27 protein-coding genes and 2 pseudogenes are annotated in these 22858 nt (G+C 44.1%); 26 read left to right on the top strand and 3 right to left on the bottom strand.

Annotated elements, in window-relative coordinates; genetic code table 11:
* Window positions 1–45 precede the first annotated feature (45 nt).
* The 25 genes and pseudogenes from ACJJIF_RS12100 to ACJJIF_RS11980 all read left to right on the top strand — a co-directional run bounded on the left by ACJJIF_RS12100 (window position 46) and on the right by ACJJIF_RS11980 (window position 18700).
* Window positions 46–1185, top strand: coding sequence for a hypothetical protein (locus tag ACJJIF_RS12100; RefSeq protein WP_444928604.1), 1140 nt, complete (start codon window positions 46–48; stop codon window positions 1183–1185).
* Window positions 1186–1541: 356 nt separating this feature from the next.
* Window positions 1542–2000: a hypothetical protein gene (locus ACJJIF_RS12095; RefSeq protein WP_444928603.1), complete on the top strand. Its 459-nt coding sequence runs from the start codon at window positions 1542–1544 to the stop codon at window positions 1998–2000.
* Between the two features lie 129 nt (window positions 2001–2129).
* On the top strand, window positions 2130–2492 hold the full coding sequence (locus ACJJIF_RS12090; RefSeq protein ID WP_444928602.1) for a hypothetical protein: 363 nt from the start codon (window positions 2130–2132) through the stop codon (window positions 2490–2492).
* Window positions 2493–2580: 88 nt separating this feature from the next.
* Window positions 2581–3021: a hypothetical protein gene (locus tag ACJJIF_RS12085; RefSeq protein WP_444928601.1), complete on the top strand. Its 441-nt coding sequence runs from the start codon at window positions 2581–2583 to the stop codon at window positions 3019–3021.
* A gap of 1221 nt (window positions 3022–4242) precedes the next feature.
* Window positions 4243–4701 (top strand): DUF6368 family protein, encoded by a 459-nt coding sequence (locus tag ACJJIF_RS12080; protein ID WP_444928600.1) that lies wholly within the window; start codon window positions 4243–4245, stop codon window positions 4699–4701.
* A 162-nt stretch (window positions 4702–4863) separates the two neighbouring features.
* Window positions 4864–6228 (top strand): IS4 family transposase, encoded by a 1365-nt coding sequence (locus ACJJIF_RS12075; RefSeq protein WP_507021909.1) that lies wholly within the window; start codon window positions 4864–4866, stop codon window positions 6226–6228.
* A gap of 47 nt (window positions 6229–6275) precedes the next feature.
* Window positions 6276–6536: a hypothetical protein gene (locus ACJJIF_RS12070; protein ID WP_444928598.1), complete on the top strand. Its 261-nt coding sequence runs from the start codon at window positions 6276–6278 to the stop codon at window positions 6534–6536.
* 68 nt (window positions 6537–6604) lie between these two features.
* Window positions 6605–6988 (top strand): hypothetical protein, encoded by a 384-nt coding sequence (locus tag ACJJIF_RS12065; protein WP_444928597.1) that lies wholly within the window; start codon window positions 6605–6607, stop codon window positions 6986–6988.
* A gap of 255 nt (window positions 6989–7243) precedes the next feature.
* Window positions 7244–7858, top strand: coding sequence for a hypothetical protein (locus tag ACJJIF_RS12060; protein WP_444928596.1), 615 nt, complete (start codon window positions 7244–7246; stop codon window positions 7856–7858).
* Between the two features lie 102 nt (window positions 7859–7960).
* Window positions 7961–8410 carry a hypothetical protein gene (locus ACJJIF_RS12055; protein ID WP_444928595.1) on the top strand — a complete coding sequence of 150 codons (450 nt, stop codon included), beginning with the start codon at window positions 7961–7963 and terminating at the stop codon, window positions 8408–8410.
* 125 nt (window positions 8411–8535) lie between these two features.
* A complete protein-coding gene (locus ACJJIF_RS12050; protein ID WP_444928594.1) occupies window positions 8536–8943 on the top strand; it encodes a GFA family protein in 408 nt (135 codons plus the stop codon).
* A gap of 713 nt (window positions 8944–9656) precedes the next feature.
* Window positions 9657–10157 (top strand): hypothetical protein, encoded by a 501-nt coding sequence (locus ACJJIF_RS12045; protein WP_444928593.1) that lies wholly within the window; start codon window positions 9657–9659, stop codon window positions 10155–10157.
* Window positions 10158–10563: 406 nt separating this feature from the next.
* Window positions 10564–10995 carry a hypothetical protein gene (locus ACJJIF_RS12040; protein WP_444928592.1) on the top strand — a complete coding sequence of 144 codons (432 nt, stop codon included), beginning with the start codon at window positions 10564–10566 and terminating at the stop codon, window positions 10993–10995.
* Window positions 10996–11107: 112 nt separating this feature from the next.
* Entirely contained in the window at window positions 11108–11941 is an 834-nt protein-coding gene (locus ACJJIF_RS12035) for an acyl-CoA thioester hydrolase/BAAT C-terminal domain-containing protein (RefSeq protein ID WP_444928591.1), read from the top strand.
* A gap of 424 nt (window positions 11942–12365) precedes the next feature.
* On the top strand, window positions 12366–12515 hold the full coding sequence (locus ACJJIF_RS12030) for a rhodanese-like domain-containing protein (RefSeq protein WP_444928590.1): 150 nt from the start codon (window positions 12366–12368) through the stop codon (window positions 12513–12515).
* A 17-nt stretch (window positions 12516–12532) separates the two neighbouring features.
* Window positions 12533–12631: pseudogene (locus ACJJIF_RS12025) on the top strand (hypothetical protein); the annotation flags it as partial.
* Window positions 12632–12754, top strand: coding sequence for a rhodanese-like domain-containing protein (locus ACJJIF_RS12020; RefSeq protein ID WP_444932398.1), 123 nt, complete (start codon window positions 12632–12634; stop codon window positions 12752–12754).
* A 316-nt stretch (window positions 12755–13070) separates the two neighbouring features.
* Complete coding sequence (tnpC, locus tag ACJJIF_RS12015; protein ID WP_444928589.1) at window positions 13071–14504, top strand: IS66 family transposase; 1434 nt, start codon at window positions 13071–13073, stop codon at window positions 14502–14504.
* An 11-nt stretch (window positions 14505–14515) separates the two neighbouring features.
* A complete protein-coding gene (locus ACJJIF_RS12010; RefSeq protein ID WP_444928588.1) occupies window positions 14516–14842 on the top strand; it encodes a hypothetical protein in 327 nt (108 codons plus the stop codon).
* 102 nt (window positions 14843–14944) lie between these two features.
* The gene (locus ACJJIF_RS12005) at window positions 14945–15274 is read left to right on the top strand and encodes a hypothetical protein (protein ID WP_444928587.1); all 330 of its coding nucleotides are present in this window, start codon (window positions 14945–14947) and stop codon (window positions 15272–15274) included.
* Between the two features lie 139 nt (window positions 15275–15413).
* Window positions 15414–15884 (top strand): hypothetical protein, encoded by a 471-nt coding sequence (locus tag ACJJIF_RS12000; protein WP_444928586.1) that lies wholly within the window; start codon window positions 15414–15416, stop codon window positions 15882–15884.
* Between the two features lie 82 nt (window positions 15885–15966).
* Window positions 15967–16302: a hypothetical protein gene (locus tag ACJJIF_RS11995; RefSeq protein WP_444928585.1), complete on the top strand. Its 336-nt coding sequence runs from the start codon at window positions 15967–15969 to the stop codon at window positions 16300–16302.
* 874 nt (window positions 16303–17176) lie between these two features.
* Window positions 17177–17650, top strand: a complete 474-nt coding sequence (locus ACJJIF_RS11990; RefSeq protein ID WP_444928584.1) for an SF0329 family protein — start codon at window positions 17177–17179, stop codon at window positions 17648–17650.
* Between the two features lie 70 nt (window positions 17651–17720).
* Window positions 17721–18044 carry a hypothetical protein gene (locus ACJJIF_RS11985; RefSeq protein ID WP_444928583.1) on the top strand — a complete coding sequence of 108 codons (324 nt, stop codon included), beginning with the start codon at window positions 17721–17723 and terminating at the stop codon, window positions 18042–18044.
* 131 nt (window positions 18045–18175) lie between these two features.
* Complete coding sequence (locus ACJJIF_RS11980) at window positions 18176–18700, top strand: hypothetical protein (RefSeq protein ID WP_444928582.1); 525 nt, start codon at window positions 18176–18178, stop codon at window positions 18698–18700.
* Window positions 18701–18962: 262 nt separating this feature from the next.
* On the opposite strand, the pseudogene ACJJIF_RS11975 reads toward ACJJIF_RS11980, so the two are convergent.
* Both ACJJIF_RS11975 and ACJJIF_RS11970 read right to left on the bottom strand, forming a co-directional pair.
* A pseudogene (locus tag ACJJIF_RS11975) lies at window positions 18963–19211 on the bottom strand (transposase); the annotation flags it as partial.
* A gap of 56 nt (window positions 19212–19267) precedes the next feature.
* Window positions 19268–19879: a TetR/AcrR family transcriptional regulator gene (locus ACJJIF_RS11970; protein ID WP_444928581.1), complete on the bottom strand. Its 612-nt coding sequence runs from the start codon at window positions 19877–19879 to the stop codon at window positions 19268–19270.
* 133 nt (window positions 19880–20012) lie between these two features.
* Between ACJJIF_RS11970 and ACJJIF_RS11965 the strand changes: the two genes are divergently transcribed.
* A complete protein-coding gene (locus ACJJIF_RS11965; protein ID WP_444928580.1) occupies window positions 20013–21089 on the top strand; it encodes an MBL fold metallo-hydrolase in 1077 nt (358 codons plus the stop codon).
* A gap of 384 nt (window positions 21090–21473) precedes the next feature.
* On the opposite strand, the gene ACJJIF_RS11960 is transcribed toward ACJJIF_RS11965, so the two are convergent.
* A complete protein-coding gene (locus ACJJIF_RS11960) occupies window positions 21474–22745 on the bottom strand; it encodes an alpha/beta hydrolase (RefSeq protein WP_444928579.1) in 1272 nt (423 codons plus the stop codon).
* Window positions 22746–22858 lie beyond the last annotated feature (113 nt).

Raw genomic sequence — 22858 nt, 5'->3', positions numbered from 1 at the left:
CCGCAGCTGTGGGCGTTAGCTTCTTCTCAAACAATGGAGTAAAACTTGTCAGGAAATACTGGTGGTGTTTTGTCTTACTGGAACATGAAAGAATTTTCACCAGATGCAAAACCAAACTCTATATCTGAATTCCCTTTATATTCTGATGCACACATCACTGGCGAGCTTAATGATGAGAAAGGGCCATATAAATTTCTAAATATGATCTCAGGAACTAATGGTCCTGGTTCAATAAATGATGCAATTACACTAAGAATGTTCTGGTATATAGATGACCAGAGTTCATACGGTGTAAAAACAGACACATCGAAATATCATGGAGGGTGGGTCACAGACGAGATTGCAGCTCTTGCTTCATTGAAGCTTGGCATACGTGTCAAAGCGGGAGCTGTAACAAGAAGCTATGATGCGTACTCTGATGATGAGTTTGGAAGACCTAGATCGACGAGAGAAAAGAAACCAGAGATCAATATTGGTATTAGAGGTGCTGTATTACCTAGTGTTGTAAAAACAGTGAATATCTCTGAACTCGGAGACTTATATTCTCTTCACTACCTAGATGAAGAGCAATATATTGCTTTGGTAAGAGCATCAAGAATGTATCAAGATGCATTATGGATTGCTGAAAGCGAGCCTGAGTTAGCATGGTTAATGCTTATTTCATCTTTGGAAACGGCAGCTAATCAATGGTCATCTGAACAAGATACACCAGTAGAAAGGCTGAAGGCATCAAAACCCGCCCTAGCAGAAATGCTTTTCGATAGTGGTGGTGATGTGTTGGTAGAGAAAGTAGCTAATGAGATTATTCACTCTTTGGGTGCTACAACTAAATTCATTAAATTTTGCTTGGAGTTCATGCCTGACGAACCAGAGAAGAGGCCGCCAGAGTGGATGAGAGTGAAATGGACAAAAACTGGTTACAGAGAAATTTTAGGTAAGCTATACGGGTATCGCTCATCAGCTTTACACGGTGGTACGCCATTTCCAGCTCCTCTCTGTTCTCCACCAGACTCCATATCAAAAGAAGAATACCCAACTGAAAAAGGAAGTTTAGGACTTGCAGCACATACACTAGGTGCAAGCTGGAAAGCAGAAGACTTACCAATTTCAATGGATACTTTTCATTACTTTGCCAACGGTGTTCTGAATAAATGGTGGTCAAGCCTTCTGAGTTCCAGAAGCTAACAAGAAAATCAAAGGGACGCCTACGGCGCCCCTTATTTAGGCGCTAAGTTTTATACACAAGTGAACCAGTGAAAGTTACTACTCTGATAAGCTCTACAAGAGTATTGAGAGCTTCAACTCTATCTACTACAGGCAAGATCAGATACCTAAGTAGAGAGGGATGCTGGTTATTATATAACCAATATGCGCTCTACTCCAGGGAGAGCGTTAGATTTAGCGTAAAACTCAAGCGCTTTTGGTCTTACAGACGGTTAAATTTCATCCATTCCAGTCGGGAAGCTAGGCTATTTCTCTGTATGAGGCTTTGAATAGGATTCAAATATGTGTATAAAACACAGTTTAGGCGTTAGGTGAATATGAGATCAATACTTTTAACTATTTTTTTAGCTCTTGCTTCACAAGCGACTGCTTGTGGTGAGTGTGATCTTGTAGATACTTTGAGCCGGATCTCTGAATTCAAAAATATTTCACGAGAGAAACTTTCGCTAGCCATTGACCAAGGAAAGTGGAATAAGTGGAAAAGCGCTTATGCGCTTTGCTACAAAGAAGAGTCTTCACAGTGTTACTTAATTATCTTCGGGGCAGGTGACCCGCATGTAACCGACATGAGTAAAATCGAACATGCAAACCTCGGTAAATTAGGTGCACCAGGAACTAAGTATGAAAACGTAAAAACAACAATAACTAAATGGTTTTATTCGGACGACAGGTTCTTTCAGTTAGAGCTAAAAACCGTTGCTTATAGAGATAGACAGAGACTTACAGTAACAGAACCTGTATTTGTAAAGAAGAATGGCGAACTTATTTATCGGTAAGTCACCTAACCAAGCCAGGCAGTACGCTCCGGCGCTGCGCGCCTCCGCAGGACGGCCTACGCTATGCACTGCGCGCATACATAGCGTAGGCCGCCTCTGCTGGCAACGTTATGTGTCAGGAGAGATAGATTGATAAATATTGGAGATACGAAAATATCGTTTAGCGATATCGTTAAAGGATCAATCGATTGCTCGGGTACGATAAGAATCGAAAGGGAGAATTGTTCAGTCTCTGGAAGTTTTATTTATTCCAAAAATAATAGTCCTCTAGATTCACTTCTTAGCTTATCTTCTGTAGATGAGGTTTCTTGGAAATCAGATTGTGAGAACTTGATAGTTACAAAATGTCGCGAAAACGAAGAGTATGTTTTCAATGTCAATTTATGCATTGATTCAATTGATAAAGATGAATATTGGGAAGTTAAAGTTGTAACAGCTCCTGTTCAAAAAATTAGTGTAAACAATGACGCTATCAAACTTACGTTCAAGTAAAACACATAACCAGTGCAGGCAAAATCGCCCGCAAGCGGGCTGGACCTCCCTGACGGTCGGCCTTTGCTGCAGGCGTTATGTGTAAACCATGATTGACCGAGAATCTAGAAATAAACTTGCTGAGCTTATTCGTCGCTTGGTTGCTGGCATAATTACAAATGACGAGTTTGAAGATGCTTTACCTCAGTCAAAAGATGATGCTGTATGGGGGGTTTTTCATCACGGGGTTTGGTGTCTGTACAGCGATATGAAAGAGTATAAACTTAGAGGCAAAGAGGCACTTTCCAATGAAGAGCGGTCTGTTGTAGCGCGTTGGATTCTTTTCCTAAAGTCAGATATTGAGTATAAGTGGCCCTCTGCTAGTTTCAGAGACAGATTTCTTAACTCAATCAGTTTCGGAGCTTTCGGGCAAAGCACTCTCGAAAAGTGGCAAGAACATGGTGAGTTGGCATATTGGCCTTTCACTGATATAGCTCAGTACAACAAGGCAAAACTGGGTAAAGGGTATCTCGGTGCCAAAAATACATAACAAATCAATCAACTTCGCGCCTACGGCGCCGGACAGCTTGCACTACGCTTCGCTTCGTTCCAGCTGCCGGTTATTGAGGCGTTATTGTGGCGGTCGGTTTTATTGATTTTTCGTGGTAACTGAAGGTTTCGTGCCACTAAATAGCATCTGGTATTGAGCAATTTTACTGATTGCCATTCAGGCAGTTTCGCTCCAAGAGTGTTCGCTCGGGTGTTGTAAAAAAAGGCAGTCCGCTGCAATTTCGCGGATTGCCAGTAAGATAGGAATTGGTTAGGGAAAGTGCGGTATTCTTCCCTCGTAAATATTGGGCAGCGGCCAGCCAAACTATGGCTGGCAAAGTGCTAGTAGTCGGTCCCGAGCGCGCCAGCCATAACCAGGCTAGGCAAGCTCGCCCAACCCCTTCGGGGCTGGGCTGGACAGCCTACGCGTTGCTTCGGCTGCCCTTGCTAGCGGCGTTATTGTGGCGGTCGGCTTCATTGATTTTTCGTAGTAACTGAAGCTTTAGTGCCACTAAATTGCAGCCGGTATTGAGCCCTTTTTACTGGTTGCTATTCAAGCAGTTTCGTTCCTAGGGTATTTGCTCAAGTGTGGTAGAGGTGGGCAGTCCGCTGCAATTTCGTGGAGTGCCAGTAAAATAGGAATTGGTTGGGGAAAGTGCGGTATTCTTTCCTCGTAAATATTGGGCAGCGGCCAGCCAAACTATGGCTGGCAAAGTGCTGGTAGTCGGTCCCGAGCGCGCCAACCATAACCAGGCTAGGCAAGCTCGCCCAACCCCTTCGGGGCTGGGCTGGGCAGCCTACGCGTTGCTTCGGCTGCCCTTGCTAGCGGCGTTATTGTGGCGGTCAATTTTTAGATGGTTTGTAGTTGCTGCAAGTAACAATCTCTACCTGAACACGCTTCGGCAGAGATTTCTCCTGCAAGCTGACACCGCAGTTTCGTTCAAGTGTCTTCGTTTTAAGTCAACAAGCCCTGCAAGTCAGTTGCACCATTGTGGAGTGCCAATCAGCTAGTTAATTGGTGGGGAAAGTATGGTATTTTTCCCTGTAAATTTATCGGGCAGTGGCCAGCCAAAGTTGGCTGGCAGAGAGCAAGTAGGTCGTTCAGTGCGCGCCAGCTATAACCAGGCCAGGCAAGATCGCCCAGCCGGAGGCTGGGCTGGACAGCCTACGCTTCGCTTCGGCTGCCCTTGCTGGCAACGTTATAGCTCTCCGAGAATCTGACATGGGACCAATATCAGATATAATTGTCGGTTATGATATCGATGATGGAATTAAGAAAGACTTCGTCGCCTTCGTCCAAGAACTAGGCGGGGAATTCCATGGCAATGGTATTTTATACAAAGGACGCTCTTTCTTGTTTGGCTTTGGCTGGAATTATCCAGAAGAGATAAAGGAATATTCGCATTTACAAGGTTTGGCCTCAATAATAGCCAAGAACAAAATCCACATATCTGCAAACTGCAATGATCTCAAAGATCATAAATGTTTGGCTGAACTTTGTTACGCTGTATGCTCGAAATTTAAAGGGGTGGTAGAGTTCTGCGACGATTTAAATGATAGAACAGATGATGATTCATTAGCCTCACACCCTCAACACTACAACAACGGCTACACCAGCCAGCTTGGCCCTGATTTAATGAAGATATGGTTACATCATGATGATTTTCATATGGTCAAGTAAAAGCTATAACAAGGCGCTGCTACGGAAAATTTACTCGCTAGCGCTCCTAAGTTTCCGCAGAGCGCGGCGCTAAGTTTTATACACAAGTTTTTTCAGTTTTATTATATAAATCAATAAGTTACAGTTTAGCCCAGTAAGAACGACAGATTTGGCTGGATAATTATGCAGGACTGGGTCATGGACGAAGTAAAAAATCAGGTTATGGGTGATACACGCTTGAATAAGCGCTTGTCTAATATTCTTAGTAATTTAAGCTCCGACCCAAAGAATAGCATTCCTTGTGCAAACCAAACTTGGGCAGAAACGTTTGCAGCTTATCGCTTTATCGAAAATGATAAAGTCAATTTTGACTCTATTATGAGCGGCCATAAATCGGCAACTCTTGAGAGAATCAAGGCGCAGCCTGTTGTTCTTATCCCACAAGATACTACCTTTCTAAATTTTGCCACTGACCTAGAAAGTAAAGAGATGGGAACACTTAGGCGTAAAGAGACCAACCAACAACTCTTGCACACCTCCATCGCGATAACACCATCCAGAATTAATTTGGGTGTTGTTGAAGGTAGTATGTGGCAGAGAGATAAGGAATCAAGTTCTAATTCCCGCTATACAAAGTCGATAAAGGATAAGGAGAGTCGACGCTGGCTAGACCATTACGAAACGGCTTGTCAGATACAAGAGCGCTGCCCTGAAAGCACAATTGTGAGTATTGCTGATAGAGAGGGTGATATTCATGAGTGGTTTCAGCTGGCTGAAGAACAAAGTGAACAGCGGCGGGCGAGCTATATTGTTCGAGCTAAGGCCAATCGCACTTTAGAGCTCGATGGAGAAGAAACGGTTTTACTTTGGGATCATATGAATGAGCAGAAATCTGTTGGTCTATACACGGTAGACATTCCCAAACGGAATGGAGAACCTGGAAGAAAAGCCAAAGTCAGCGTATCCACTACTGAGATACGGCTACTTGGAAAAGGAAAATCTAAACGACCACTTTCTCTCTATGCTGTATTGGCTAAAGAATTGAACCCACCAGAGGGTGAAAAAGGCATTGAGTGGATGCTGTTAACTGATCTTCCAGTTGAAGGCTATAAGCAGGCGAGAGTTATCATTGAGTGGTATCGAAGCCGGTGGGAAATTGAAACCTATTTTCGGGTGGTAAAAGGCGGATGCCAGATAGAAAGTAATCGTTTTAGAACAGAGCAGCGAATGTTGAATTGTATTGCGATCTATATGATTATTGGATGGCGACTACATTCGATAACTACACAAGCAAGAAGTCTTCCTGGTGAACCATGTACGAGTGCTTACTCTGAAAAAGAATGGCGCATGGTATGGATGATGCGAGATAAAAGTTCCCCGCCAAACATACCTCCGAGCATAAGAGATATAACGCGTATGCTGGCAGGTCTAGGAGGATTTCTAGGACGTAAAGGGGATGGCGAGCCAGGGGTTAAAACTGTTTGGCAAGGATATGCTAAGTTACTCCATTATATTGAAGCAGCAGAGGTGTTAAATGGATTTAAGTAATGTGTATAAAACACAGGCAAAGCGTTATGTGTCAATGAGTAGGAAATATGATTGATGTCATTGATGGGTTTAAAGCAGGTGGTTGCGGTAAAATTTTTATCAGACACTTACTTAAGCTTATTTTTACATTGTGTGCTTCAATAGTTCTTGTAGGGTTGATTCGCGTCTTACTTGGGAAAGATGAAATAATACCTCTTGGTGCTGAATTCATAGGGGTTTTAATAGCTTTGGTATTAGTGCACTTAGTTGATTTTATGCGTGCGGTAATTAAAAATGGCGAGCATTCTGATATACCCCCAACCACATAACCAGGCCAAGCAGGCTGGACGGCCTACGCTATGCTTCGGCCGCCCCTGTTGGCAACGTTAGAGAACCAATGAATAACGAACATAGGGCGCGGGATTGGATTAACTTTATTTTAGAGAGATGTCAGTTCCCTGATGCACCAGCGCTAAAGAATCACCTCGATAAAGCCGTGTTTTCTGAGTTCTGTCAGTGCGGTTGTAATAGTTTCAAGGTCCTGGTCCCGGCTTTCACCAAAGCAATTGCAGTTCCAGGTAAATATGGTGTAATTTTTGAGGCAAACTTTAATCTTGCAGAAGCCGGTAAAACGTTAGAGATCCTAATATTCTCAGGAAAATCAGGAATGGTTGAATACATTGAAATAGACTGTTGTGGTAACAACTTGCCTGTTCCAGAAGCAGTTGAGGTTGTTGGGGAACCGTTTCATGTCAGTGCCGGTAGTGCGCTAGCTCTCTAACAAGAGCCGGCACAAGCGCGCACTTCGTGCGCTGGACTCGCAACAAGTTGCTCGCCTGTGCGGCGGGCGTTATTGTGGCGGTCGATTTTATTGATTTTTCGTAGTAACTGAAACTTTAGTGCCACTAAATTGCAGCCGATATTGAGCCCTTTTTACTGGTTGCTATTCAAGCAGTTTCGTTCCTAGGGTATTTGCTCAAGTGTGGTAGAGGTGGGCAGTCTGCTGCAATTTCGTGGAGTGCCAGTAAAATAGGAATTGGTTGGGGAAAGTGCGGTATTCTTTCCTCGTAAATATTGGGCAGCGGCCAGCCAAACTATGGCTGGCAAAGTGCTGGTAGTCGGTCCCGAGCGCGCCAACCATAACCAGGCTAGGCAAGTTCGCCCAACCCCTTCGGGGCTGGGCTGGACAGCCTACGCGTTGCTTCGGCTGCCCTTGCTAGCGGCGTTAGATGTATTAAGGATTCATAGAATGGGGTCATTATTTCGAATACTTGTTGTTGCTGGCGCATTGCTAGCAATAGTATTTTGGTCAATGCCGTTTATAGATTATATGTGGCTATCCAATGATGAGTTACAAATTCTCGATTTAGGTGGCTTCGGTTCAAAGCTTCCCCAAAGTGAAGCTTATTATTGGTTTACGTTGCTACTTTGGTTAGTCATTTCGGCTGGTTTGTACTTCTATAAAAAAATCGCTCGTACGGCATTTGTTGTTTGTCTTATTGTTTTTACATTTGCTGGGCTATTTGATGGCATTATGGTGCTTTCACCAATAGAGGCTGCCCTGTCATCAATTATTACGCTATCAGATGGCGCTATAATCGCAACAATGTATTTCACATCTGTAAATGCCAAATTCAATGAAAACATCTAACCAGGCCAGCCAGCATCGCTCCCTGCGGTCGCTGGACCTCGTTTCACTCGGCCGCTGCTGGCGGCGTTAAATGAAACCAAGCTCAAACTATGGAGATTTATAATGAAAAAATGGATTTATGTAATTTCGGCTTACCTTTTTGTTGGATATTCTCACTCCATATATGCCGATCCTTTTGGAATTGGAAAAGACTACGCCGATATTTGTAGCGCAAGCATATATAACCAGAAGTCTGAAGGTTTTGGTTATTGCCTTGGCTTTTACATTGGCGTTGTAAAAAATTATAACTATGCGTATCAAGCTGGAATTATGCATCCATACAAAATGAGTGATTTAGATTACAGCAACCCAGAAGTAATGGAAAAGTTCGGCGAGATTGGTGATGCATCTTCAAATGGTGTTATTCGTGCATACTGCACCAAAAGTAAAGCAACATACTTAGACGAATTGAAATCTGTAGTTCCAAATATTATATCCGATAGCGAGCTACACAAAATTCCCGCAAATGCCGCAATAATGAAGTCGTTAGAAAAGCTTTATCCATGTGCATAAGCAAAAAATCATTTAACAAGGCCAAGCACAATCGTGCAATGCAAAAAGCGCATTGCACTGGACAGCCTACACTACGTTTCGGCCGCCTGTGTTGGCGGCGTTATGTGAGCAAAAAGGAATGAGTCATGAGCCTAAATCTAAAAGAGGTTGATGGGGTAAAAATTCAGCCAAAGCATTTAGCCTCATGTCATTGCGGCTCTGTAAAAATTGAGCTGGATCTACCTGATGGCCTTATAGATCTTCGGCGTTGTGATTGTTCTTTATGCCGTAGGAGAGGCGCAATTGCTGCGTCAGTTTCGCTAGATGGTATTACTGTCTTAGAAGGACAGGAGCATTTGAAACTCTATCAATTCAATACCAACACAGCGAAACACTATTTCTGCGGTAAGTGCGGAGTTTACACACATCATCAGAGACGCTCCAATCCAACTCAATACGGGTTCAATGTTGCGTGTCTAGAGGGTATAAACCCGCTAAAGGTAGAAGGTATTCCAACCTACGATGGTGTAAACCACCCGGCGGACCGAGGGTAACCCACATAACAATCACGGGCAGTGAAGCTCCGGCCCTTCGGGCCTCTGCGGGACGGGTTACCTTATGCACGTTTTGCGCGGTCGCTTCGCTCCCATTTTCGCGCAAAACGCACATAAGGTAACCCGCCCCTGCCGTGGGCGTTATTGTGGCGGTCGGCTTCATTGATTTTTCGTGGTAACTGAAGCTTTAGTGCCACTAAATTGCAGCCGGTATTGAGCCCTTTTTACTGGTTGCTATTCAATCAGTTTCGTTCCTAGGGTATTTGCTCAAGTGTGGTAGAGGTGGGCAGTCCGCTGCAATTTCGTGGAGTGCCAGTAAGATAAGAATTGGTTAGGGAAAGTGCGGTATTCTTCCCTCGTAAATATTGGGCAGCGGCCAGCCAAACTATGGCTGGCAAAGTGCTAGTAGTCGGTCCCGAGCGCGCCAGCCATAACCAAGCTAGGCAAGCTCGCCCAACCCCTTCGGGGCTGGGCTGGACAGCCTACGCGTTGCTTCGGCTGCCCTTGCTAGCGGCGTTATTGTGGCGGCCGATTTTCAGATGTTCTGTAGCTGCTGCAAGCATCAATCTCTATCTGAGCACTTTTTTCTGAGAGTTTTCCTGCAATTTGGTACTGCAGTTTCGTTCCAGTGCCATCGTTTTAAGTCAGCAAGCCCTGCAAGCCAGCTACGCCATCATGGAGTGCCAATCAGATAGTTAACCGGTTGGGAAAGTATGGTATTTTCCCCTTTAAATTTATCGGGCAGTGGCCAGCCAAAGTTGGCTGGTAGAGAGCAAGCAGGTGGTTCAGTGCGCGCCAGCCATAACCAGGCTAGTCAAGCTCGCCCAACCCCTCCGGGGCTGGGCTGGACAGCCTACGCGTTGCTTCGGCTGCCCTTGCTAGCGACGTTAAACGTAAATATGGAAAGAACCGTAGTATCAATAAGCTGGGCCACCATGTTATTTTTAGTGGTAACAGTGGTTTTAGGTAGGGGAGAACTTCCTGAGCATGCAATTATTCCTGCTCTAAACACCGCAGCCTTTTGGGCGGTTGTTACTGGGCCGTTTTGGCTTATGGGTTTTTCTACAGTTTCACTAATTGCAGGTTGCATTGCCATTAGCAAAGGCCAAGCAGCCAAAAACAACTCTATCGCTCAAAAATATGGCTGGGGTTTAGCGGGCGTGGCGCCTATAGCATTTATATTTACAACCTTAATTGTTGCGGCGCTATTATGAGAGCTGAAACGTTTAACAAGGCGCTGTTGTCACAGCCTTCGGCTGCTGGGACGGCCTGCTGCGCAGTCCGCCCCAAAGCTTAGCGCTAAGTTTTATACACAAGTGAACCAGTGAAAGTTACTACTCTGATAAGCTCTACAAGAGTATTGAGAGCTTCAACTCTATCTACTACAGGCAAGATCAGATACCTAAGTAGAGAGGGATGCTGGTGATTATATAACCAATATGCGCTCTACTCCAGGGAGAGCGTTAGATTTAGCGTAAAACTCAAGCGCTTTTGGTCTTACAGACGGTTAAATTTCATCCATTCCAGTCGGGAAGCTAGGCTATTTCTCTGTATGAGGCTTTGAATAGGATTCAAATATGTGTATAAAACACAGGCTTAGCGTTAAGTATTAAGGTGGCTATGGAATATAGTATTGAGAAAATCGAGAAAGCGCTGCTGGAATATTTTGAAATAAACAGGCAAGGCCTATCAGATAAGAAAATAAAGCTCATAGATATAGGGGTGTTTCCTTGGCACGCTAAAGTGGAAATATCTTTTTACGAGTCAGGTGATAATGCTGCCACCGATGACATTGCAGCATGGGGCCTTTATGACTATGCGAACATGTATGAGGGCGGCTGGGACTCTGGTTTGGAAGTTGCTAAAGATCTCGAAAGTGAATGGAAAAAAGATAATGATATTCTACCTTTCCTTTTTGATTTTTCGAGTGCAGTAACCTCAGCTGAGGTTAGGGCTGTTATTCAAAAACTCAATCTCGAGTCAGGCTTTTATGTACAGATATTAGATCCTGATTCTAGTGATTTTGAGAATTACTGCGAATGGTGGGCGTAGACATACTTAACAAATCAATGAACTTCGCGCCTTCAGCGCCGGACAGCTTACACTACGCTTCGCTTCGTTCCAGCTGCCGGTTATTGAGGCGTTAGCACTACAAAGGAAAATTATGCGTATTAAATCAACTTGTCTTTTTATCTTTTTTTGTTTCTTAGTCAATCAAGCAAATGCGAAAGATTATGAATACATTGTAAAAAAGGTAAATTATAAAAATCTCGTTGCAAATCTTTATCTCCCTGTAACCGATAAAAAGGTTCCCGTGGTTATCGCTATTGGTGGTTCTGAAGGAGGCATCAGCACGGGCGATTCAAATGGAAAAATGATTGCGCCACATGGTATTGCGGTGTTAGGTCTTGCTTTTTTTAAAGAAGATGGCATATCGAAAACACTGGATCATATTCCATTGGAATATACCTTTAATGCAATAGACTATTTAGAAACAGTTCCAGAAATTGATTCGTCAAGAATTGGATTTGTCAGTGGTTCAAGAGGCTCAGAGTTATCTTTTTTAGTTGCATCTCATGATAAACGAATAAAATCTTTAGCTGTAACCACGCCAAGTAAAGTCGCTTGGTATGGTATGACAACGGCAAGTTCAGCTTGGACGTTAAACGGAAAAGATGTTCCTGCACTAAGTTTAGAACTTGATAAAGATGCTCCCCTATTAGACAGGTTTATAGCAGCATTAAAAAACGAGGAAAATGTTAAGAAGGCTATGTTTGCCTTTGAAAAAATCAATGGTCCAATTTTACTTATTTCTGCGGAAAAAGATCATATATGGCCTTCAACGAAAATGTCTAATGATATTGTTAACTACCTGAAAGAACATCACTTCAAGTATTCTGTCGTTCATCATTCCTATCCAACGGGTCACGGTTTCAGTCAAGAAACTGCACCAGAAATTAGGCAGTCGATAATTGATCATTTTTTGCATACGTTGTAGTGCTAACAAGTTGCTAAATTTCGTTCGTAAACTCACTGGGAAAATTACTGCTGGCCGTTCCGGCCAATACGCAGTATTTTCCCATTAGCAAAGCGCTAAGTTTTATACACAAGTGAACCAGTGAAAATTACTACTCTGATAAGCTCTACAAGAGTATTGAGAGCTTCAACTCTATCTACTACAGGCAAGATCAGATACCTAAGTAGAGAGGGATACTGGTGATTGTTTAATCAATATGCGCTCTACTCCAGGGAAAGCGCTAGATTTAGCGTAAAACTCAAGCGCTTTTGGTCTTATAGACGGTTAAATTTCATCCATTCCAGTCGGGAAATTAGGCTATTTCTCTGTATGAGACTTTGAATAGGATTCAAATATGTGTATAAAACACAGGCAAAGCGTTATGTGTAAAACCAGGAGTAAAGTGATGGATCAAATCGATTTCTATAAAACAAAACTAAATTACGAAACCGACTCATGGGATCTTGGCGAGGCAATTAATAATAGAGAGAGCGTAATTGTTATTGATGCTCGGGCAGAAAGTTCTTATGAAGATGAGCATATCCTACAGCAATAAACATTCCCTATAGAACCATGAGCCATGAGACAACATCAAATCTTGATAAGTCCAAGCTTTATGTCACTTACTGCGATGGTATCGGCTGCAACGCATCCACAAAAGGCGCTCTAAAAATGGCAGAATTAGGCTTTGAGGTTAAAGAGCTACTGGGCGGCCTGGATTGGTGGCGCAAAGATGGCTATGAAACCAACGGTATGAATGCGAGTGAAGGCAAAAAAATCGCATGTGGCTGCTAACTACACATAACCAATTGCGGCACAATCGCCGCTACGCGGCTGGACAACCAAACCTACGGTTTGTCTGCCCGTGCGCAAGGCGTTAGAGTTACAAGGAGTCAGGAATGAGGGTGATTTTTTGTTTACTTTTGTTGTAACTACTCACCCCTAACTGCCACCTCATCAAAAAAACTATCAGATTTTTTAAAGCAAAGAAACAGAAAAGCTGAGACAAATGCTCTAAGTAAACTCGCTTTATTGTTATCCGCAACGATCTGAGACACGCCAAAATTTGTGATATCCTACACCTTCGAGATAACGGGTTCACTTTTCGGTTATGGCCAACATTAACAAAACTTCTGTGCGCGAGGAAATGGATCGCCTAAAAGCCGAGTTCCAGCGCCAGTGTGCCGAGAAGTTGTTAAGCCAGGAAAGTCGCCTGCTGCTGCAAAGCGTGTTTACTCTGCTAGAGTTGATACTCGCCATTTTTCTGGAGAAAAAAACGGCCAAGACGAATAAAAACTCCAGCAAGCCATCCTCCCAAACGGACAAAGATGAATCCGCATTGCCCCATAAAGGCAGTAAGGGGAAAGGGAAAACAGAAGCCGTTCAGGCCGCTGATAACCATCGCATCACAGAAACTATCTCCATCAGCGAAGTCCGCTACTGCAGTGACTGCGGCGAAGACCTAACAAGCGTCCCGTGCTTAAGTCATGAACGACGCACTCGTATTGATATTCAGTTTGAAAAAGTAGTCGAGCATGTCGATGCCGAAGTAAAAGCCTGCCCCACTTGCACCCATACCGTGAAAGGCGAGTTCCCTGCCGATATGGCGGGACCATTGCAATACGGCAATGGCCTGAAAGCCTACGCGATCAACCTGTTGGTCTGTCAAATGATCGCCTTAAATCGGGTGCAGAAGGCGGTTAAAGCCATGATCGGGCAAGTGATATCAGAAGCTACTCTGTTGAAATTTGTCCTGCGACTACATGAAGCCCTGGCGGACTGGGAGCAATCAGCTCTTGAGGAATTATTGCAAAATCCCTCGCTTAACGTAGATGAAACCTCCCTGAGGGTCGAGCAAAAGAATCATTGGATTCATGTGTATGCCTCCGGAGATATTACCCTCAAGTTTTTACACCGAAGTCGCGGTAAGGAAGCAATTGAACACATTGATATCATACCACGCTATGGGGGCGTCATTATTCATGACTGCTGGGCCTCGTATTTGTCTTATACCCACTGTGGGCATGGCCTGTGTGGCTCGCATTTGTTGCGTGAATTGACCTTTATCGTTGATGCCAATGGGTATGAGTGGGCGAATGATATGAAACGCTTACTGCAAGCCACCTGCAAAATAGTCTCGGTGAGAAAACGCAAAAAACTGATTAAAAAGGAATACGCTGTTCTGCAACAGCAGTATCGGGAAATTATTGCTAGAGGTGAGCAGGAATTACCCGAGATTCCAGCTAAACCCAAAGGCCAGCGCGGCAAAATGGCGAAGACCGATGCGCATAATCTATGGGAACGCTTGAAAAATTACGAAATGGCGGTTTTATTGTTTGCCAAAGAGAGCCACGTCTCCTTTACCAACAATCGTGCGGAAAGGGACCTGCGCATGTCAAAGGTTAAGCAAAAAGTATCTGGTTGTTTTCGATCGGCACACTATGCACAGGCCTATTGTCGCATTTCGAGCTATTTACAAACTATGGCTAACAAAGGCCATAACCCTTTGATTGCAATTCAGATGGCGCTTTCGGGCCGTATTTAAATCGGTAGGGGGTGAGTAGTTACCTTTTGTTATCAATTTGTACTTATACGATAGGAGAGGAACGAAAAGGTATTAGTTGCCCTCCTTTGCCTACCGATTATGTTGGTGAGGCAGAACCAGAAGTTGAAGCTCAACTTCATATATTGCGTGCATTATTGTTTGAAGAAACTTCTTGGTGTGTACTTTATCCTGAACGTATTTCTTGGTCAGAAGGCTACAAAGATTTTGCCAAATCTGGTGAGCAGGTATGGGAAATCAAAGTCGGGAAAGATAATTTTAAGTTGGTTAAGCACGTGTACTTCAATCCCAATACTAAAAAAGTGCTGGTTCGCGAGTGAAAGGTAACCCTAACAATTACAGCCAGCAGGACAAACCTACGCTTTGCTTCGGTTTGCCTCTGCTGTAGGCGTTAGCTGTACTAGCCAAACGTGTAGAAATTTATGGGCGTAATAGCAATAAGACTAGATCCAAGGAAATTAGAGAATCCTGATACGGATATGCGTTACGATATTCCTAATAAAATTCAGTTGCATTCAGGAGGAACAATAACTGATGACGGATATGATTATTTGGACGAAGGAGACTATATAATGGTTATCTACTTGTCCTCGAAGAATCCTGAGTCAGATGTGGATATCGTAGTCGATATTTTGTCAAGGAATACATTTTCAGGAAATAGCGTACTAGATGTAGCCCAAATTGGAATTAAAAGCTCTGATAAATACGAATTAAAGTATCCTTCTGGTAGCAGCATGGAGGTTAATTTTTAGGAATGACTCAAGAAATCATGTTTTCAAAAACAGCTAACAAGTTGCACCAGTCGACATTTTCCCGTCGCTCCTTTTTGTGTTTGATGGCGCAAACGGGCTCCTCCAAAAATGCGGCTATGCAAGGCGTTAGCAAATATAAATGGAAAATTTAGAAGTAGAATTTGAAAGGCTGATTCTTCAGCACCTCCAAAGTGTTGAAAGTCCATTTGAAAGGGAATTAGAGAAATTGGTTGCAGGTGGTTTTGCGGCATCTGCAGAGGTGTTTCTCATAGCGTATGATTCCCCTCATTTTGATGAAGATTTTCCAGTTTTTGCATGTGCCATGGAGTCTGCTAAAAAATTCAAAGGAAAATCTCAGCGGATACTCTCGAACGAATTCGAATACGTGGTAGTGCCATCGGAGATATACAATGATGAAAAATATGAAGATATTGAGCCTTGGGGATCAGCTTCAAGAATCGTTGAGAGATGGATTTGCGAGAGATGGAAATCCGCTAGTATAGAACTCACTAAAATCCCGGTTGTAATTGGGCATCACGATAGTTTTTTTAAAATAGATGTAATCACAGGGGAGTCCGTTTCATGGGATGCTGTTGTCGAAAAAATATAAAGCTAACCAGTCAGGTCAGGTGATGTAAAATGCTCGCGCATTTTCCACGCTTGCCTTCATGGCTAAGTTCTTGAGGGGTATTTTGAATATTTACATGGTTTCAAGATGGGGTAATGAAGTGCTAGATGAATTTGAACGTGGTCCAGATGGTCCAGATACAAACTTCTTGGTGCGTGCGAAATGCCCCGAAAATGCGGCCCTTTTGGTAAACGAGTATCTTACGTATTATTCTAATGAGGGAGTTCGGGATTACTGCGAGCACATAGCCATGCTTGGAGAAGACAAAATCCATTCCAAAGAAGCTGTGATTCACGGCCCGTTTATATCGCATGCATTTTTCTCAAACAAAAGTACGTACAAAAGTTGGCAGTTGGAGTCAAGAGAAAACAATAAATGGGAGCAGTATGAGCCGGAATGACAAACTTAACAAAGCAAGCCGAAAATCGCACTTCGGTGCTGGACTCGCTATCGCTCGCCTTTGCTTGCGGCGTTAGTGCGACAAGCGAAGCTTGTTGCATCTTGCTGGGTGAAAGTCCCAGCTTGGTAAGAGTTAGCCACTCACCAGTATCGAGTCTTGCGCGTTGTGCGGAGCTTTAAATTAGGAGTATTTGAGAGGCAGGATGCACGAGCGAACAATCAACGTGAAGCGTAGACAGAGAAATATGTAGGCCATAGGGAGTGCGCGCTCCTGAAGTGCTGGTATCGCTTCGAAATGCAAATTCTAGGTGACGAGGCTTGTAACGTGGTCGAAGTCCATGCAAAGCAATCGACTCAGGAGTGAATTTGTTTTCGCTACCTGAATGGCAAGATTGTGGAGATCTAGCGGAGTTCTTAAGCCGTGGCATACATACAGAGATGTAATGAGAACTTGTGAGACCCAAGGTAACTCCCAAAGGAATGGGTAGGGCAGTGTAGCTGAATAAGCGAGACGAACGATGGTGTCTTGGGAGTCGGACCAGCTCATAGTAGTCGGAGGGCGGGAAAGCCGTCTACAGGGCGAAGGGGCTGGCAGTTATATTGAGCTTGCAGTCGATACATACACCGGACATGTAGGGCTGGATATTGTATGAAAACAAAAGTGCAAGCATTACATTCAGTTGAATCTGAGTTTATACACTTCAGTCATTGGGTGAAAAGGCGAAGATGGGAGGAGTGAATAGCTTTAATAGGATTTAGCTGCGCGGTAAATAATATAACTGAGGAGCCGGATGCGGTAATTCCGCACGTCCGGACCTGCGTGGGGGCAGTCGGTAACCGGCTGTCCTACCACTACGTGCTACCAAGAGGAAGAAATGTCGAAGCCGTGGAGTAAATTACAAAAAGAGTTTTACCTACTTCGTGCAGAGGGGCTTAAATTTCAACTGCAGTGTCGTTCCTATCGAATGGATTCTCAAATGGGGAGTACGAGTTGCCCTCGCTACTGGATAACTCTCGGAAAAGATATAATCTGGGATTATCCAAAAGATTTTGTAGGTAAGACACACCCGGATAGGAAACCAACAGAGTGGTATCCTTATGAAACTGATATACCAGATATATCAAATTTGATTCGGGAATATATTGATACCCCCAAAGACGAAATCATGAAAAAGGTTTTTGAAAATGATTGTTGGGGGCTTATAAATATACTCAGAGCTGCTGATAAGCGTATTGGTACTAGGAGATTACCCGAATTAAAGAAGAAAACTGGTAATAAAGCCGCTTTAAAAGTAATTGAGGAGCGTATGTCCACAGCACTAACAAAACAATCAACCGGACTCCGCTAAGCGTGGTTCGCCTTGCTCACAATAACACACTTAGCTCCGCTCGGTTATTGTGGCGTTAGGGATAAAGTCAATGTCTAAGTTTTGGGTGGTTGATACGAAGGCCAAAATTGCACCGGAGAGCTCCTATGAGCAAGACGGTAGCGAATGGTATTACGGTCGCTCAATAGTTCCTGCCAAATCAGCAGAAGATGCTATAGACCTGCTCAAGATGGCATTACGAGATAAGCACGTTGAAGTAGATACCATCCTCGCAGTTGTTGATTACAGTCATCAAAGCTGGGAATCGGATGACGATGAACTCTACGAAACCGTAGAATCCTATGAAAAATCAAAAGCGAATAACGATGTGGTAACTGGGGTATTTGTATCAGGAATGTATTTGGAGACTGAATAGCCATGTCAAAGGGAGCAATGACATTAGCGGAAGGAAGCCAGAAGAATAAATTTAAAACTGAGCCACATTAGTTTTGAATGGCAATCAAGAGAGAGAATACGTTTACGTACTGCATACGACAAACTATCTGTTTGGAAAGCAAAATATGCAGTAAGCGTATCACCATTTTACCCACGCCTAAAAAATCAATTAAGGAAGCAGCTTTAATTGACAATGAAATATGGGTATTTGGTGTTGACGGAACAAGCACCAGTCATATCATTGACGCCGTAACAATTGCAACTCAATTTTATCAGGTCAAACCCAAGGACATACTCAGCAATATTTATATAAAAAATCTAAATGTTGAGGGCCAGAATGAAGGCAACATGCCATTGCTGGTTAAGCTAAATATGTCATTATATGAAAATACAACCAGAGCTTTAATTGGAACTTGCAACCATTTCGGCATTCAATCCGGCATCAATATCCACGTATACAGCTCAAGCATAAACCCTAAGATTTCAAAGTCTGAGTTGCATCAAGCTCTAAGAGCTGGCGGCGCCAAATCCGTAGAAACGGACAGCAGGAAAATTCGCCATAAAGTGGGCAGTAATAACGGCCAAGATTCCGTTCCACTTGTGAGCAATCTTCATGTGGCATCACTGGGTTTTTAAGAATAATTGCATAACGAATAAGGATAGATCGCGCGCAGCCGCGATCTATCCTGTTGTTGGACAAGCCCGTAGCGACCGACTCGCTCTTTATAAGAAAATATCTTTTTGGGAGTGTGGAACATTTTGGAATTTGTTATCGTTCAATTTTTTAAAGACGATCGCCAGCCTTGGCTTCTCTGGTGCCAATGGATGTAGTGTTTTCTACTGAACCCTTATTCCCTCCTTGTTGGTAAGTGGCAATATTTTACTAGAAGATTGCTCATCAGCCCGAGAGCCAGCCCCGGCTAAAGACTTGTACAAACTGCATGGGGGCACTGCACTTTGGGCAACGCATTGACGGTCGACTTCTTGGTTTGAGCGTTTTAAGAACAACTTTGAGGGTCAGCTGTACAAGCTGCAATAATCGTTTGGCATTACTATGCAGAAAGCCGTAATTACGTACTCGCCGAAAGCCCTTCGGGAGTACATGCTGTAGTAGCAGCCATAAAAAATCAGCGCCTAGCAGTGTCCGGAAGTATTAGGTCACAACAGGCAGTGGCCGAGAAAAACTCAGCCACCGGGAGAGGTTTAGGCCTGATAATAACTTAAAAACATAGCCGCAGTGCGCTCGGCAAGTGCTACCTGTTCTGCGGGGCTCGGAGGGGTGGAAAGCTGCAACAGCTGTGGCCAGTAGCAGCCGCCTTTAATCAGGTTGTGAATCTGTCCACTGGCGACTTCTATATCGAGTGGCTTTAGTCGACCGTCGGCGACGGCAGATTTAATCCAGCGCTGTACTCCGGTTTCATGGGCTTTATATTTCTCCATCTCCTTGTGCAAGGCATCCGGTTGATGGAAGAAGTAGTCAAAGGCCATTCGATTTAGCTCAATATACTGCGGCTTGCAGATCGTTTTGATCTCCTGCTCCAGTAAGGTGCACAGTTGCGTTTGCATATCACTGTCCGGGCTATAGTCGCAGCCGGAAGAACGGGTGGCCTGTTGCCAGAGCTCACCGATCAAATACATCACCAGGGCTTCTTTGCTGGCGAAGTGGTTGTATACCGTGCGCTTGGATACTTGGGCGCGGGCTGCCAGCTCGTCCATGCTGGTGTTTTGCACCCCTAGCTCCTGAAAGGCCTGTTTGGCGGCATCAATAATGGCTTGGCGTTTTAGCTCACTTCGGGTCGGTTTCTTTTCAGTCATGGATGTCTCTACTGAATGGGGGCCGGCGGGTTCCTTTGCTGGCGAGTTACTTCGCGCACTATTTTACACTAAATAGTTTACTTTTTTATAGTTAGTTTATACACTGCACTGTATAGTTTACATGGTGAGTGCAATGAAGAAGCGCTGGTGGATTCTGGCAGGAGTGATTGTTATGTCGGTAAGTCTTTTTGGTAGCTGTACAAATCAGGCAAAGAAGTTCCGCAATAGTGATGTTGACTATAAGGTCAGCGGTGGAGGCATGATCGATATGATTGCCGCCTATATCAAGGCAGATCGGGCTGCCCCCGCGCCGGTTAAGCCGATGCCATTGCGCCAGATTCCCACTACAGAGCTCAGGGCCCCGGAAGCTGAGAGTGCCGTCTACCGTCTGGGGCACTCCACCGTGCTAATTCGTATGGATGATCAGTATATTTTGACAGATCCGGTGTTTAGCAAGCGCGCATCTCCGGTACAGTGGATGGGCCCAAAACGTTTCCATCCACTACCTATAGAGATTCGCGACTTACCCTCTATTAAAGTGGTCGTTATCAGCCATGATCACTACGACCACCTGGATAAAAACAGTATTCGAGCACTTAGGGATAAGGTGGAGCAGTTTGTGGTGCCTAGCGGAGTGGGGCAGCACTTGCGCGACTGGGGAATTCCGGCGGAAAAAATTGAGGAGTTGGCCTGGTGGGAATCCTTTGCTCTGGGGAGTTTGCGGTTTACCGCGACCCCAGCTCAACACTTTTCCGGGCGTGGCCTTACCGATAAAGACTCAACGCTGTGGGCCAGCTGGGTTATAGAGGGACGTGAGGGACGTATATTCTTTAGTGGTGACAGTGGCTATTTTAGTGGTTTTCGCGAAATTGGTGAGCGCTTTGGCCCGTTCGATCTGACACTGATGGAAACGGGTGCTTACAACCAGCTTTGGAGTTCGATTCATATGACGCCTGAACAGAGCGTACAGGCACACCTGGATCTCGGTGGGCGGGCAATGCTACCTATCCACAACAGCACTTTTGATCTTGCCCTGCACGACTGGTATGAACCTTTGGAACGTGCACAGGTGGCGGCAAAAGATCAGGGTGTCACTTTGGTAACGCCGATTATCGGAGAGGCTGTTCGCCTGCATTCGCCAGCTACAACGAAGGCTTGGTGGAAAGATGAGATGGCGATGGTTATGGATTTACGCCTGGTGAGTGAGTAGAGAGGTTTGGTGAATTTGATATTAGAACCTGGATGCTGCTGGATTTAGATATCGACATGCTTTCTGTGGGCGAGCTGGAAGTTAAAACCGGCTCGCTTTAGTGCATAGAGTTTATTTTATTCGGTAATAGCAGCTGCCATCCGTCTCTCAGGCTCAACTTCGTGTAGAAAGCGGGTAAAACTATCTTTTGGCCTTTCCAGGCCTTTCGAAGATAGCGTCCGCGATGCCATTCCTCGATGATTACTGCCATGGGCCAATAAATGCACGAAAATTTCATGGATTGACAGTTGTCCAGAATCCCCGTCAGTGAATTGAAAAGCGCTGGTGAAATCCATATATATTTATCCCCCTTTATTTTTGGCAAATAAAAATTTTAATTGTATGCTAGTTGAGTTTGAGTTCTGCTAATTGCCGATTTATCGCCGCCGTTTTACTTTTATCCTGGCTGTGAGAAATTTCTAGTGCTTTCTTCAGAGCATCAGAAGCCTCTAGAATTTCGTTGTTCTGTTGTAACGCCTGGGCCAAGCTTAGGTGGGCATCAATAGAATTTGGCTGGTATTCCACCCATCGCCTTGCGATACTGATAGCTTCTTGGATGCGACCATCTTTCAGTAACAAATTGGAGATATAGCTTAATTGGTTAACATTTCTCCAGCGTGTGGCCCTGGGTAAAATAGGGAAGCCATATTTCTGTGAGTGTGATTGATAGAAATGATCGATATTTTGCAAGGCGTCACCAGGCTGGGATATCAATTCTCGATAATTTGCGGACCATTCTTCGTGGGGATAGTTAAGCTCAATAGCCGATAGTGCAGCTTTTATAAAGGCACCGTAATGATTTTCGTTGTTGAGTATTTCTATTTTCAGCCTGAAGTTTTCTTTCGCGTAAGGTGACAGCTTGGTGTTAATTTGACTTAAGATTTTTTTATAGCGCTTATCTTTACGCATATCACTGTCGGCCATGGCGAAATAAAAAGCACTGATCTTGTTTGGCGAGGTTTGCATACTTTTGGCAATTTCATCAATAAAAGTACTTTCTGAGGTGGGCCCCATGCCAAATATATCAGCCGCAGATAAAAAGAAGTAAGATTGAAATAATCCAGGTTTGTTAGTTAGGGTGTAGAGAGGGAAGGTGCTGCTAGTTGAAATACCAATAATCATTCGATTGTCGAGCGCGCGGTAATTTTCTTTTAAATATGGAAATAGTTCTTCAGTTAGAAATTCACTGTAGGTCTCAGGGTTTCCCTGGGCGCTAAATTTCTCCTCTGTAGTATGCTTCCACATTCCATGTAGGTAGGTTTCCGGTTCATCGCCGCCATCATTAAGGCTGATTACAATACTTTCCGGCATACGTTCTACGCCACTTAGATGCTTTACTATCCCGGTTAAGGCGTGGAAAAATTCTTTGCCGTGAGAGCCATTAATAAAGATAACTGGGTATCTATGCTGCTCTGATGCTTGATGGAACGTTTGCGGTAAATATATGTTGATTGGTATTTCGCGACTCAGGATTTTGGATGAGAAAAGAATTTCATCGCCATAACTCAGGTGTTTGGTCGTGTTAACAGAAGAATGGCTCTGAGGACTCTCAGGTTCTTCTGATAGGCCCACACACAGTAGGGAAACTGCGATTAACAGTATTCGGGGGAAGATCATATCACCGGCATCCTTGCTGAATTTAAATATTTTTAAAAAGGCGATTAAGATCTATTGGATGCTATGACAGATTGGGGAGGCGGTAAAGTTGATTACAGCTGATGTTAAGTGGT

This window comes from Microbulbifer regidiadema (SeqCode), from assembly GCF_052467605.1.
Note: the sequence above shows the minus strand (reverse complement) of the source record. Positions and strands in the feature narration are given on the sequence as shown.